The sequence below is a fragment of the Variovorax sp. Root434 genome (assembly GCF_001426595.1).
GTDB lineage: Bacteria > Pseudomonadota > Gammaproteobacteria > Burkholderiales > Burkholderiaceae_C > Variovorax.
In genome coordinates this window covers 322,067-335,546 of record NZ_LMEK01000006.1, presented here as the reverse complement: position 1 = coordinate 335,546, position 13,480 = coordinate 322,067, and the positions used below count along the sequence as shown (strand labels likewise).

The 13,480-nt window shown below is 66.0% G+C and carries 13 protein-coding genes; 8 read left to right on the top strand and 5 right to left on the bottom strand.

What is annotated here, in order from left to right; translation table 11 throughout:
• Window positions 1-27: 27 nt before the first annotated feature.
• Window positions 28-1,248, bottom strand: a complete 1,221-nt coding sequence (gene pncB / locus ASD05_RS08260) for a nicotinate phosphoribosyltransferase (RefSeq protein ID WP_056590199.1) — start codon at window positions 1,246-1,248, stop codon at window positions 28-30.
• A 184-nt stretch (window positions 1,249-1,432) separates the two neighbouring features.
• Here pncB and ASD05_RS08255 point away from each other — a divergent pair, with 184 nt between their 5' ends.
• Window positions 1,433-1,666, top strand: coding sequence for a CsbD family protein (locus ASD05_RS08255; protein WP_056590196.1), 234 nt, complete (start codon window positions 1,433-1,435; stop codon window positions 1,664-1,666).
• A 41-nt stretch (window positions 1,667-1,707) separates the two neighbouring features.
• Window positions 1,708-2,148, top strand: coding sequence for a hypothetical protein (locus ASD05_RS08250; protein ID WP_056590193.1), 441 nt, complete (start codon window positions 1,708-1,710; stop codon window positions 2,146-2,148).
• On the opposite strand, the gene ASD05_RS08245 is transcribed toward ASD05_RS08250, so the two are convergent.
• Entirely contained in the window at window positions 2,138-2,581 is a 444-nt protein-coding gene (locus ASD05_RS08245; protein WP_056590190.1) for an acyl-CoA thioesterase, read from the bottom strand. The two genes, ASD05_RS08250 and ASD05_RS08245, sit on opposite strands and share 11 nt — an antisense overlap.
• Window positions 2,582-2,767: 186 nt before the next feature.
• Between ASD05_RS08245 and ASD05_RS08240 the strand changes: the two genes are divergently transcribed.
• Window positions 2,768-3,319 carry a phasin family protein gene (locus tag ASD05_RS08240; protein ID WP_007830664.1) on the top strand — a complete coding sequence of 184 codons (552 nt, stop codon included), beginning with the start codon at window positions 2,768-2,770 and terminating at the stop codon, window positions 3,317-3,319.
• A 130-nt stretch (window positions 3,320-3,449) separates the two neighbouring features.
• On the top strand, window positions 3,450-4,208 hold the full coding sequence (locus tag ASD05_RS08235) for a 3-hydroxyacyl-CoA dehydrogenase (protein WP_056590186.1): 759 nt from the start codon (window positions 3,450-3,452) through the stop codon (window positions 4,206-4,208).
• Here the strand turns inward: ASD05_RS08235 and ASD05_RS08230 are convergent.
• Window positions 4,156-5,097: a YihY/virulence factor BrkB family protein gene (locus ASD05_RS08230; protein WP_056590183.1), complete on the bottom strand. Its 942-nt coding sequence runs from the start codon at window positions 5,095-5,097 to the stop codon at window positions 4,156-4,158. The genes ASD05_RS08235 and ASD05_RS08230 overlap by 53 nt on opposite strands.
• A gap of 87 nt (window positions 5,098-5,184) precedes the next feature.
• On the opposite strand from ASD05_RS08230, the gene dnaG reads away from it, so the two are divergent.
• On the top strand, window positions 5,185-7,212 hold the full coding sequence (gene dnaG, locus ASD05_RS08225; RefSeq protein WP_056590426.1) for a DNA primase: 2,028 nt from the start codon (window positions 5,185-5,187) through the stop codon (window positions 7,210-7,212).
• Window positions 7,213-7,335: 123 nt separating this feature from the next.
• Here the strand turns inward: dnaG and ASD05_RS30645 are convergent, their stop codons facing one another.
• A complete protein-coding gene (locus ASD05_RS30645; RefSeq protein ID WP_235507901.1) occupies window positions 7,336-7,668 on the bottom strand; it encodes a hypothetical protein in 333 nt (110 codons plus the stop codon).
• On the opposite strand from ASD05_RS30645, the gene rpoD reads away from it, so the two are divergent.
• The 3 genes from rpoD (at window position 7,661) to ASD05_RS08210 (ending at window position 12,326) form a co-directional block, all read left to right on the top strand.
• Entirely contained in the window at window positions 7,661-9,847 is a 2,187-nt protein-coding gene (rpoD, locus tag ASD05_RS08220) for an RNA polymerase sigma factor RpoD (protein WP_235507900.1), read from the top strand. The genes ASD05_RS30645 and rpoD overlap by 8 nt on opposite strands.
• A 101-nt stretch (window positions 9,848-9,948) precedes the next feature.
• Window positions 9,949-11,184, top strand: coding sequence for a multidrug effflux MFS transporter (locus tag ASD05_RS08215; RefSeq protein ID WP_056590178.1), 1,236 nt, complete (start codon window positions 9,949-9,951; stop codon window positions 11,182-11,184).
• Between the two features lie 14 nt (window positions 11,185-11,198).
• Window positions 11,199-12,326: an HPP family protein gene (locus tag ASD05_RS08210; RefSeq protein ID WP_056590174.1), complete on the top strand. Its 1,128-nt coding sequence runs from the start codon at window positions 11,199-11,201 to the stop codon at window positions 12,324-12,326.
• A 125-nt stretch (window positions 12,327-12,451) separates the two neighbouring features.
• On the opposite strand, the gene ASD05_RS08205 is transcribed toward ASD05_RS08210, so the two are convergent.
• Window positions 12,452-13,462 carry a tripartite tricarboxylate transporter substrate binding protein gene (locus ASD05_RS08205; protein ID WP_056590172.1) on the bottom strand — a complete coding sequence of 337 codons (1,011 nt, stop codon included), beginning with the start codon at window positions 13,460-13,462 and terminating at the stop codon, window positions 12,452-12,454.
• Window positions 13,463-13,480 lie beyond the last annotated feature (18 nt).

The following is a 13,480-nucleotide window of genomic DNA, read 5'->3' as shown; positions in this document are numbered from 1 at the left end:
ACCGTACCAGAGGGGTCAGTACAGCCTTCACGCCAGGGGTTGTTCGATCTCGAAGACCTGGCGCAGGTAGGCCAGGTATTTTTCGTCCTCGCACATGTTCTTGGATGGCGTGTCCGACAGCTTGGCCACCGGCTGGTCGTTGCAGTGGATCATCTTGATGACGATCTGCAGCGGCTCGTAGCCCAGGTCGTTGGTGAGGTTGGTGCCGATGCCGAAGGCCAGCTGGCAGCGGCCGCGGAACTGCTGGTAGAGCTCAATGGTGCGCGGCACCGTGAGGCCGTCGCTGAAGATCAGCGTCTTGGTGCGCGGATCGACCCGGTTGGCGACGTAGTGCGCCAGCATGCGCTCACCCCACTGGAACGGGTCGCCGCTGTCGTGGCGGGCGCCGTCGAAGAGCTTGCAGAAGTACATGTCGAAGTCGCGCAGGAACGCGTTCATGCCGTACACGTCGGACAGCGCGATGCCCAGGTCGCCGCGGTACTCGCGCGCCCAGCTCTCGAAGCCGAAGATCTGGCTGTCGCGCAGCCGCGGGCCGAGCGCCTGGCAGGCCTGCAGGTATTCGTGGGCCATGGTGCCCAGCGGGATCAGGCCCAGCTTCATGGCGTACAGCACGTTGCTGGTGCCCGCGAGCTGCGGCAGCCGCGTGCCGGGCGGCGCCTGCACCGGCGGCGAGGTGACGGCGCCGAGGCGGGCGGTCAGCGTGCGCAGCACCTCTTCGTGCCAGTCCTTGGAGAAGCGGCGGCGCGTGCCGTAGTCGGCGATCTTCAGGTCGGCGAGGCCGGCGTCCTGCAGCTGGGCGATCTTGGTTTCGAGGCGGCGGCGGCCTTCCTCGAAGTCGGGCTTCTTCTGCGTATTGCGGAAGTACACCTCGTTGACGATGGCCAGCACCGGGATCTCGAACAGGATGGTGTGCAGCCACGGCCCCTTGATGCGGATCTCGAGCTCGCCCGAGGGCTGGGGAACGATGTTGATGTACTTCTCGTTGAGCCGGAAGAGCCCGAGGAAGTCGACGAAGTCGCTCTTGATGAAGCGCATCGAGCGCAGGTAGGCCAGCTCGGCGTCGCGGAACTGCAGCGAGCACAGGCTGCGCACCTCGTCCCGGATCTGTCCCGCGAACTGCGCCAGGTCGACGCCGGGGTTGCGGCACTTGAAGCGGTACTCGACCCGGGCCCCGGGGAAGTGATGCAGGACCACCTGCATCATCGTGAACTTGTAGAGGTCGGTGTCGAGCAGGCTGTGAATGATCATGGTGCTGTGCGCGGTGTCTCAAACTTTCGGCGTCCGTTCGATTATCACGGGGTGAGTCGGCCTCTGCCTACGGGGCCTGAACTGCACGTCCTACCGTGAGGGTGAATCCCCCCGATGACAGTGATTCCACGGCGAAGCACACGGCCCGCCGGATCAACCTGGCTCAAAGTCAAAGGAGGTTTGCATGAACAAGGACACCATCGAAGGCAACTGGAAACAGCTCAAGGGCAAAGTCAAGGAGCAATGGGGCAAGCTGACCGACGATGACCTCGACGTCATCGCCGGCAAGCGCGACCAGCTGCTCGGGCGCATCCAGGAGCGCCACGGCATCAGCCGCGAAGAAGCCGAGAAGCAGGTCAAGGACTGGGAATCGCGCGATGGCCGCACGCCGGACGCGCTCTGGTTCGAACGCTATTGAACAGCTCCTGAATTTCATCCACTCCGGAAGGAAAACATCCCATGAAAAAACATCTCCTCATGCTGGCCCTCGCCTCCACCTGCTTCGTGGCCACGCAGGCCAGCGCCATGACCAAGGATGAATACAAAGTCGCCAAGGAAAAGATCGAGGCCGACTACAAGGTCGCGAAGGCCCAGTGCGACACGATGAAGGACAACGCCAAGGACGTCTGCCAGAAGGAAGCCAAGGGCAAGGAAAACGTCGCCAAGGCCGAGCTGGAGCAGCAGTACCAGCCGAGCGACAGCCACGCCCGCAACGTGGCTGAAGAGAAGGTGAAGGCCACCTACGAAGTCGCGAAGGAAAAGTGCGACGACCAGAAGGGCGATGCGAAGGCCGCCTGCGTGAAGCAGGCCAAGGCCGACGAAGCCCAGGGCAAGGCCGACATCAAGGCGATGAAGAAGACCGCAGGAACTTCGGAACGGACCGCGCCGGTCAAGCCTTGAGCGAATCGACCACGCGTTGCAGCGCCTCGGGTAGCGGTACCGGGCGCTGCGTGACGCGGTCCACGTAGACGTGGATGAAGTGGCCCTGTGCCGCAGCGCTGTCCGCGCCCTCGGCGAACAGCGCGATTTCATACCGCACGCTCGACCGGCCCGCCTGCGCCACCCGAATGCCCGCCTCGACGGTTTGCGGGAACGCGATGGGTGCGAAATAGTTGCACTGCGTCTCCACCACGAAGCCGATCGTGGAGCCCTCGTGGATATCGAGCGCGCCGCGCTCGATCAGCAGTGCATTCACCGCTGTGTCAAACCAGCTGTAGTAGACGACGTTGTTGACGTGGCCGTACATGTCGTTGTCGGCCCAGCGCGTGGGAATGCTGCGGAAAGCGCGGTAGCTGCCGCGTGCCTGGGGGATTGGTTTGGTCGGGGCGCTCATCGCGCGGCATTTTGCCCGGGAAGCCGAATTTAGAAGACGGCTTCTAAATTGCTGCATGGCAGCAAAAACCCCTTGATCGCAAAACTCAGCTGCCTATACTTGAGGCCATGCTGCACCGCAACATAGACGGCGAGACAGCGCAACGTGAATCGACCACTCAATCATCCCCTTCTGGAGATTTCCCAAATGGCCCTGACCGCTGACCAAATCCTCGCCGCCCAAAAGGCAAACCTCGAAACCCTCTTCGGCCTGACCACCAAGGCTTTCGAAGGCGTCGAGAAGCTCGTCGAACTGAACGTGACCGCCTCGAAGGCTGCCCTGGTCGAAGCCCAGAGCACCGCCCAAGCCGCCCTGAGCGTCAAGGACGCCCAAGAGCTGCTGACGCTGCAAGCCAGCCTGTTCCAGCCCCTGGCTGAAAAGACCGCTGCCTACAGCCGTCACCTGTACGACATCGCCCAAGGCACCGGCGCCGAATTCGGCAAGGCCTTCGAAGCCAAGGCTGCCGAAGCCCAGCAAGCCTTCGTCGGCCTGGTCGACAGCGCCTCCAAGAACGCCCCCGCCGGTTCGGAAACCGCCGTTGCCGTGCTGAAGAGCGCCGTGGCTGCCGCCAATAACGCTTTCGAATCGGTCCAGAAGGCCGTCAAGCAAGCATCGGACGTCGCCGAAGCCAACTTCAATGCCGTGTCGACGCAAGCCGTTGCCGCCGCAAAGACCGCAACCGCTTCGCGCAAGCGCTAAGCTGGCGACCACCACCAGTTGTCTCCTTGGGTCCTCACGGATCCAATTCAGGGCCTCGTCTCACGACGAGGCCTTTTTTTCGTCTGGCGGGCCTCTTCGATAATGCGGGTCTCATTTCAGGAGACTCTCCATGCAGATCGACGGCAAGGTTTTTATCGTGACCGGTGGCGCTTCGGGCCTCGGCGAAGGCACGGCGCGCATGCTGGCGGCCAATGGCGCCAAGGTGGTGATCGCCGACATGCAGGCTGACAAGGGCGAAGCCGTTGCCAGGGAAATCGGCGGCGTGTTCGTCAAGTGCGACGTGAGCCAGGAAGCCGACGGCCAGGCCGCGGTGGCCGCCGCGCTCAAGCTCGGCAAGCTGGTCGGCCTCGTCAACTGCGCCGGCATCGCACCGGCCGAGAAGACGGTGGGCAAGAACGGCCCGCACGCGCTGGCCGTGTTCAGCAAGACCGTCACGGTCAACCTGATCGGCAGCTTCAACATGATCCGCCTGGCGGCCGACGCCATGGGCAAGAACGAGCCCGAAGCCACCGGCGAGCGCGGCGTGCTGATCTCGACCGCCTCGGTCGCGGCCTACGACGGCCAGATCGGCCAGGCCGCCTACAGCGCCTCGAAGGGCGGCGTGGTCGGCATGACGCTGCCCATCGCCCGCGACCTCGCACGCAGCGGCATCCGCAACATGACCATCGCCCCCGGCATCTTCGGCACGCCCATGCTGTTCGGCATGCCGCAGGAAGTGCAGGATGCCCTGGCCGCCAGCGTGCCCTTCCCTTCCCGCCTGGGCACGCCCGAGGACTACGCCAAGCTGGCGAAGCACATCATCGAGAACGACATGCTCAACGGCGAGGTGATTCGTCTGGACGGAGCGATTCGATTGGCTCCCCGCTGAGGGCGGATTTGGGCGGCTTCGTGCTGCCGGTGCGGTCCAGGCGCTCGTAGTTCGCGATCACCTGGGCGCCCAGCAGCACCAGCGTGGCGGCGATCTCCAGGCTCAGCAGCACCACGATGGCCGTGGTGAGCGAGCCGTAGACCACGTTCACCTGCGACAGCGTCGAGAAATACCAGATCAGCACGCGCCGCGTGGCCTCCCACAGCAGCGCGGCCGTCACGCCGCCCAGCAGCGCATGGCGCAGCGACATGCGCCCGGCCGGCATCACGAGGTAGAGCGAGGTCAGCATGAAGATCTCGCCGCCCAGCCCCAGCAGGTACAGCAGCAACCCCGAAACACCCGACAGCGACCAGCTGCGCCCCAGCAGGTCGACGCTTTCCTGCCCCACCAGCTGCAGCGCGCCCGACACCAGCGTGACGAGCAGCAACCCGACGCACAGGCACAGGATGTAGACATAGGGCATGGCCACCGATACCAGGAAATGGCGTTTGTGGTCCGCCTTGCGGTGGTGAAAGATCACCGCCATGGCACTTTCGAGCACGCTGAAGGCCAGCGAGCTGAAGAAGATCATGGTCACCAGCAGCACCGGCCCCAGCACGTCGCGATGGTCGAGGAAGCTCGAGAGCTCGCCAACGATGGCCTTCGACTGCCCCGGCAGCAGCCATTCGAGGTACCGCCCGATGGTGCGCAGCAGCTCGGCCTGCTCGATGACGTGCGACAGCGCGATCACGCTCACGATCAGCAGCGGCACGATGGACAGCAAGGCGTAGTACGCCACCGCCCCCGCGAGCAGCAGGCCCTGGTTGGCGCGAAATTCCTTGAGCGCATCCCAGGCGAACCGCAGGGGGTGGCGCAGCAGCGGCGCAATGTGTTGCAGGGGTTTGGGCATCGTCGTGCGTGGATCCAGTCGCTTTCAGTATGCCGCCGGGCCGCGAGGCTTCACCCGCTTGCGTATCATTTGCCGCTCTTCGCCTACATGACCATCCCCGCTTCATTCATCCAGGAACTCATCGCGCGCGCCGATGTGGTCGAGATCGTCGGCCGCTATGTGCAGCTCAAGAAGGCCGGCGCCAATTTCATGGGCCTGTGCCCGTTCCATGGCGAGAAATCGCCCTCCTTCTCCGTCAGCCCGACCAAGCAGTTCTATCACTGCTTCGGCTGCGGGGTGCATGGCAACGCCATCGGCTTTCTGATGGAGCATGCCGGCATGGGCTTCGTCGAGGCGGTGCACGACCTGGCCGGCCAGTACGGCCTGCAGGTGCCGGAAGACGACGCCTCCCCCGCCGAGCGCGCCCGCGCCGCCAGCCAGCGCCAGAAGCAGGCCACGCTGACCGACGTGCTCGAAAAGGCCGGCGACGCCTACCGCAAGCACCTGCGGCAGGCGCCCGGCGCCATCGAATACCTGAAGGGCCGGGGGGTGTCGGGCGAAGTGGCCAAGCAGTTCGGCATCGGCTATGCACCGGCCGGCTGGCGCGCACTGGCCAGCGTGTTTCCCGACTATGACGACCCGCTGCTCGCCGAGAGCGGGCTGGTGATCGTCAACAACGAGGAAGGCCAGCTCAGCGAGGCCGAGGCGAAGCGCTACGACCGCTTCCGCGACCGCGTGATGTTCCCGATCCGCAACGTGAAGGGCGAATGCATCGGCTTCGGCGGCCGGGTGCTGGGCGACGAGAAGCCCAAGTACCTGAACTCGCCCGAAACGCCCGTTTTCAGCAAGGGCCGCGAGCTCTACGGGCTCTACGAAGCCCGCGCCGCCTTCCGCGACCGCGGCTATGCACTCGTCACCGAGGGCTACATGGACGTGGTGGCGCTGGCGCAGCTCGGTTTTCCGAACGCGGTGGCCACGCTCGGCACGGCCTGCACCACGGAGCATGTGCAGAAGCTCTTCCGCTTCACCGAATCGGTGGTGTTCAGCTTCGACGGCGACGCCGCGGGCCGGCGCGCCGCGCGCAAGGCGCTCGACGGCGCGCTGCCCTACGCCACCGATGTGCGCAGCATCAAGTTCCTGTTCCTGCCGGCCGAGCACGACCCCGACAGCTTCATCCGCGAGCACGGCGCCGAGGCTTTCGCCCGCTTCGTGAACGAGGCGACACCGCTGTCGCGCTTCATGCTCGAAGCCGCCCGCGAAGGCTGCGACCTGACTTCCGCCGAGGGCCGCGCCCACATGACGAGCAATGTGCGCCCGCTCTGGAGCGCCATGCCCGACGGCGCACTCAAGCGCCAGTTGCTGAGCGAGATCGCAACGCTGGTGCAGCTCGATGCGGCGGCGCTGTCAGACCTCTGGGCCTCCACGCCCGGCCCGCGCAAGGCCGGCGGCGCACCGGCGCCGCAGCGCCACAGCGAGCCCCCGGGCTTCAGCGGTGGCGGCGGCGACGACTATTACCCGGACATGCCCCCGCCCCAGGACTACGAGCCGCCGCGCTATGAAAGCGATAGCAAGCCCAAGTTCCAGCAGCGCAAGTTCACGGGCAAGGGCGGCAAGCGCTGGGGCGGCAAGTTCGAGGAACCCATCGAGCCCCTGCGCGGCCGCGGCGCCCCGCCCAGCCGCCCCGACGTGGCGGTGCGGCTGCTGCTGTCGAACATGGCGCAGTGGGAAGCCCTGTCGCACGAGCTTCACCTGATGCTCTGCGAACTGCCCGGCCACCACGGTGCCCTCTTCACCTGGCTCGACAGCCAGCTGCACGAGCACGGTGTCCAGCCCTGGGCGGCCCTGCGCGAAGGCCTGCGCGGACTCGGCTTCGAGCCGCTGGCCGAGCGGTTGATGTCCGTCTCCGAAGCCGGCCCCATCCCGGAGGGCGAAGAAGCGCAGCACCTGGCCGACGCCGCCCGCGAACTCGCCAGCGTGCTCGATTTCATGCTCGACGACCGCCTCAAGGCCCAGCAGAGCGAAGCCATCGCGGCCGTCGGGAAAGATCCGAAAGCCCTGGAGCGCTACAAGGCGCTGGAGACCCGGCGGCTCGAATTGCGCGCCCGCCTGCGCGCCTCGGGTTCAGAAACTGCTTGAAATTTGCGCAACACGCTATAATGTAGGGCTTCGCAACTGGCGAAATTAGGCAAGAGCGACAGCAGCACCTCCGGGCCGACCCCTAGCGCAACGCACTCCAACGGTAAATTCCGGCGGAAAGGGTCAATAACCGCAAGGACTGCATACCAAATGTTCGCCCGACATCTTGCCTGCTGAGGAATTCATTCCTCTTTCCCAATTGTTTTTAGTCCGTGCCTGTGCACGGGCTGTGGTGGCGCTGTCCGTGTGACGGTGCGCCTGTGATTTCGCTTGTTCTTTCTTGCCGTAACGAGGTCGTATGCCCAGTTCAAAGAAGCCTGCTCCTTCACTAGCCAAAAGCGTCGCCACCAAGCCCGCAGCAGAGAAACCGTTGAAAGCCGGCGCGAAGCCGGCAACCAAGACGGCCGCCGCCGCATCCAGATCGGCAGCCGCAACGAAAGTGAAAACCGTGCCCACGAAATCGACCTCTCTCGACGATCCCAAAAAAGCAGCCGCCCCGGCAGCCAAGAAAGTCGGCCGCCCGCCCAAGGCCGCCGGCGCCGCCACGCCTGCCACCGGCGCCAAGCGCGGCCGCAAGCCCAAGGCTGACAAGGATGCGCCCGAGAACGACATCGACCTGTCGGACATCGAGGAAGATCTGGCCGGCGACGAGCCCGCGGCTGCCACGACCACCGAAGAAAAGGTCAAGCCGCTGCGCATGAAGATCAGCAAGGCGAAGGAACGCGCCTTGATGAAGGAGTTCGGCCTCGACGAGACCGTGCTCTCCGAAGAAGACCTGGCCAAGCGCCGTTCGCGCCTGAAGACCCTGATCACGCTGGGCAAGACCCGCGGCTACCTCACGCACGGCGAAATCTCCGACCACCTGCCCGACAAGCTGGTCGACGCCGAGACCATGGAAGTCGTGGTCACCATGCTCAACGACATGGGCGTGGCGGTGTACGAGCAGACGCCCGACGCCGAAACCCTGCTGCTGAACAACACCGCGCCCACCGCCACCACGGTGGAAGAAGCCGAGGAAGAAGCCGAAGCTGCCCTGTCCACGGTGGACAGCGAATTCGGCCGCACCACCGACCCGGTTCGCATGTACATGCGCGAAATGGGCACGGTCGAGCTGCTGACGCGCGAAGGCGAAATCGAAATCGCCAAGCGCATCGAAGGCGGCCTGATGGCCATGATGGAAGCCATCTCGGCCTCCCCCGCCACCATCGCCGAAATCCTGCGCCTGGCCGCCGAGATCCGCGAAGGCAAGGTCGTCATCTCGACCATCGTCGACGGCTTCTCGAACCCCAACGAGGCCGACGACTACGTGGCCGAAGAAGACTTCGACGAATTCGACGAGGAAGACGACGATGACGGCAAGGGCGGCTCCAAGGCCCTGACCAAGAAGCTCGAGGAACTCAAGCGCGAAGCGCTCGAGCGCTTCGACCGCATCGCCGGAATGTTCGAGAAGGTCCACAAGATCTACGACAAGGAAGGCTACGGCACCCCCGCGTACGTCAAGGCCCAGGAGGCCCTGTCCGCAGAGCTGATGACCATCCGCTTCACGGCCAAGACCATCGAGAAGCTGTGCGACCTGGTGCGCACGCAGGTCGACGACGTGCGCAAGAAGGAGCGCGAGCTTCGCCGCATCATCGTGGACAAGTGCGGCTTCCCGCAGGACGAGTTCATCCGCGACTTCAGCGGCTACGACAAGAACGGCAACCGCATCGCGTCGAACCTGCTGAACCTCAAGTGGGTCGAGAAGCAGGCCGCCGCCGGCAAGCCCTGGAGCGCCGTGCTCGCGCGCAACATTCCGCCGGTGCAGGAGCTGCAGCAACGCCTGACCGACATCCAGTCGCGCGTGGTGGTGCCGCTGACCCAGCTCAAGGACATCAACAAGCGCATGAACGAAGGCGAATCGTCTTCGCGCGACGCCAAGAAGGAAATGATCGAGGCCAACCTGCGCCTCGTGATCTCCATCGCCAAGAAGTACACCAACCGCGGCCTGCAGTTCCTCGACTTGATCCAGGAAGGCAACATCGGCCTCATGAAGGCGGTCGACAAGTTCGAATACCGTCGCGGCTACAAGTTCTCGACCTACGCCACGTGGTGGATCCGCCAGGCCATCACGCGCTCGATCGCCGACCAGGCGCGCACCATCCGCATCCCGGTGCACATGATCGAGACGATCAACAAGATGAACCGCATCTCGCGCCAGCACTTGCAGGAGTTCGGCTTCGAGCCCGACGCCGGCATCCTGGCCGCGAAGATGGAGATCCCGGAAGACAAGATCCGCAAGATCATGAAGATCGCGAAGGAGCCGATCTCGATGGAAACCCCCATCGGCGACGACGACGATTCGCACCTGGGCGACTTCATCGAGGACAGCAGCAACACGGCCCCCATCGAGGCCGCCATGCAAGCCGGCCTGCGCGACGTGGTGAAGGACATCCTCGACTCCCTCACGCCGCGCGAAGCCAAGGTGCTGCGCATGCGCTTCGGCATCGAGATGAGCACGGACCACACGCTGGAAGAAGTCGGCAAGCAGTTCGACGTGACGCGTGAGCGCATCCGCCAGATCGAAGCCAAGGCGCTGCGCAAGCTGAAGCACCCGAGCCGCTCCGACAAGCTGCGCAGCTTCATCGATACTCTGTAATCCGGGTTCCCTGAAGCCACAAGCGCCCGCCTCGCCCCTCACCGGGCGGCGGGCGCTCTCTTTTGGGGGCCGCACACGACAAGAAGAATGGAGCAACTTCCATGAATCCCGATGCAGACAAACTCTGGCAGGCCCCGCGCTGGGCGCTTGCCGTGCTGCTCGCAGTGCTCGGCATGCTCGGGCCCTTCTCCATCGACACCTACATCCCGGCCTTCTCGGGCATTGCGCGCTCCATCGGTGCCACGCCGGCCGAGATGCAGCAGACGCTCTCGGCCTACCTGTTCGGCTTCGCATTCATGAACCTGTTCCACGGCGCGCTGTCGGACAGCTTCGGCCGCCGGCCCGTGGTGCTGTGGGGACTGGCAGTGTTCACGCTCGCCTCGCTGGGCTGCGCGCTGTCGCAGAACATCACGCAGCTCGTGTTGTTCCGAGGGCTGCAGGGCCTCTCGACCGGCGCCGGCATCGTGGTCTCGCGCGCGGTGATCCGCGACATGTTCCCGCCGGCCGAGGCGCAGCGGGTGATGAGCCAGGTGACGATCTACTTCGGCGTGGCCCCGGCCATCGCGCCCATCGTGGGCGGCTTCCTGTTCGTGCACGCGGGCTGGCATGCTGTGTTCTGGTTCCTGGTGGCCGTGGGCGTGGTGCTGTTCGCCGCCAACTACAAGCTGCTGCCCGAGACGCTGCACAAGGACCACCGCCAGCCCTTCCAGGTGCGGTACCTGCTGCGCGGCTACTGGGACCTGTGCTCCGACCCGCGCTTCCTGCTGCTGGCCTTCGCGAGTGGCGTGCCCTTCAACGGCATGTTCCTCTACGTGCTGGCCGCGCCCGCGTTCCTGGGCGACCACCTCGCGCTGCAGCCGCAGCAGTTCTTCTGGTTCTTCCTGCTGACGATCGGCGGCATCATGCTCGGCGCACGTGCCAGCGGCCGCATGGCCGGCAAGGTGGCGCCCAAGCGGCAGATCCGCGACGGCTTCGTCATCATGCTGGCGACTTCGGTGGTCAACGTGGTGGCCAACACCTTCTTCGAGGCGCACGTGGCCTGGGCGCTGTGGCCGCTCGCGGTATTCGCCTTCGGCTGGGCGCTGATGGTGCCGGTGGTCACGCTGCTGGTGCTCGACCTGCACCCGGAGCGCCGCGGCATGGCCTCGTCGCTGCAGGCCGTCATCGGCTCCACCGCCAACGGCATCGTGGCCGGTGCGGTGGCGCCGCTGGTGATGCATTCGACGCTCGCGCTGGCGCTGACCTCCATGGGCATGCTCGGCATCGGCCTGGTCGCATGGGTGTGGCTGCATGGCCGCTGGCCCGAGATCGGGCGCCTGGTGGCTCACGAAGGCTGAGGACGGAGGCTGCGATGCGGTTCGAGGCACTCCTGAATCACGCGCGCGCCTGGCTGCCGGGCCGCACCACCGTCGATGCGCGCGAACGGCTGCGCGCGGTTGCGGGTGCCGGCCTCGGACTGCTGGCCACGGCGCTGCTGTGCCGGTGGCTGGCCGGCCCGCTGGCCGCGACCGTCTGGCTGATCGCGCCGCTGGGCGCCAGCGCAGTGCTGGTGTTCGCGGTGCCGGCGAGCCCGCTGGCGCAGCCGTGGTCGGTCATCGGCGGCAACACGCTGTCGGCGGTGGTCGGCATCGCAGCCGTCAGCTGGATTCCCGACCCCGCGCTGGCCGCCGCCGTGGCCGTGGCCGGCGCCATCGGCGTGATGTTCAGCGCGCGCTGCCTGCACCCGCCCGGCGGGGCCGCGGCGCTGCTCGCTGTGTTGACGCACACCACGCATTTCTCGGCCGCCCTCTTCCCCTTCTTCACCAACTCGCTGCTGCTGGTGCTGGCCGGCGTGGCCTACAACTCGCTGACCGGGCGGCGCTATCCGCACGTCCAGGTGGTGCGCCCGCCCGCGGCCGATGCGCGCTTCAGCCAGGCCGACATCGACGCGGTGCTGGCGCGCTACAACCAGGTGCTCGACATCAGCCGCGACGACCTCGAATCGCTGATCCGCGAGACCGAGCTCGAGTCGTACAAGCGGCGCCTCGGTACGCTGACCTGCGCCGACATCATGTCCAGCGTGCCCATCTCGGTGGAGTTCGGCACGCCGCTGCAGGAAGCCTGGGCGCTGATGCACGAACGACACATCAAGGCCCTGCCCATCACCGACCGCACGCGCCGCGTGGTGGGCATCGTCACGCAGGCCGACTTCTTCCGCCAGCTCGACCTGCAGCACCATGACGGCATCGCCGGCAAGCTGCGCGACCTGATCCGCGCCACGCGCTCGGTGATGTCGGACAAGCCCGAGGTGGTCGGCCAGATCATGACGCGCCAGGTGCGCGTGGCCAGCGCCGACCGGCCCGTGGTCGACCTGGTGCCGCTGTTCTCCGAGGGCGGGCATCACCATATCCCGATCATCGACGGCGAGAAGCGGTTGACGGGGATGATCACGCAGTCGGATTTCGTGCGGGCGTTGTACCGCGCGGTCGGGCCTGCTTGATTTTTCTCCCTCCCCTGCCGGGGGTCGGGGTGGGGGCACGACGGCATCGGCCACGACGCAGCGCCTCACCGACGGCCGCCTGCCCCCATCCCAGCCTTCCCCCAGAGGGGGAAGGAGCAAGAACCTTACTCCAGCACCACGTTCGCTTTCTTCACCAGCGCCGCATAGCGCGCGGCCTCGCCGCGGAAATAGCTCGCGGCCTGTTCGGGCGTCGTGGGCTTGGTGACGTTGCCTTGCTTGTCCATCGCTTCGCGCACTTCGGCGCTGGTGAAGGCCGCGGCCACCGCATCGTGCGCACGCTGCACGTCGATCGCCTGCATCTTCGGCGGCCCGATCACCGCGAACCAGCCTTCGACCGCGTAGTTCGGCAGCCCCTGCTCCGCGATGGTCGGAATCTCCGGCGCAGCCGGCGAGCGCGTTGCCCCGCACAGGCCGATGGCGCGCAGCGCCCCGCTTCGGATGTGCTGCTGCACGGCCGGCAGCGCGACCACGCCCATCTCGACCTGCCCGCCGATCATGTCGGTCACCATCGGGCCGGTGCCCTTGTAGGGGATGTGCCGCGCCTTCACGCCGGCCTCGTCCATGAACATCTCACCGGCAAGATGGATGATGGTGCCGTTGCCCGACGAGGCGTAGTTGTAGCCCCCGGGTTTGGCGCGCAGCAGCGCCACCAGTTCCTTCACGTTCTTCGCGGGCACCTTCGGGTTCACCAGCAGCACCAGCGGCGTTGCGCCCACCACGCTGATCGGCGTGATGTCGTTGATCGCGTCGAAGGGCATCTTCTTGAACACCGCCGGATTGATGACGTGGTTGTTCGACACCATGCCCAGCGTGAGCCCGTCGGGCGCGGCCTTGACGATGGCCGCCGCGCCGGTGATGCCGCCCGCGCCCGGCAGGTTCTCGATCAACACCGGCTGGCCGAAGGCCTTGCCGAGCGCGGGCGCGGCCGCGCGCACGATGGTGTCCACACCCGAGCCGGCGCTGATCGGCAGGATGAAGCGAATGGGCTTGTCGGAGCCCTGCGCGAGCGCGGGGCGCGCACCCATCGCGGCCACCGCGGCGGCGCACGCGCCGAGGCCGAGCACCGCGCGGCGGTTCAGGCGATTCAGGTTCGTCGGGGGAGGTGTCTTCGTCATGGTCTTGTCTCTCTTTAT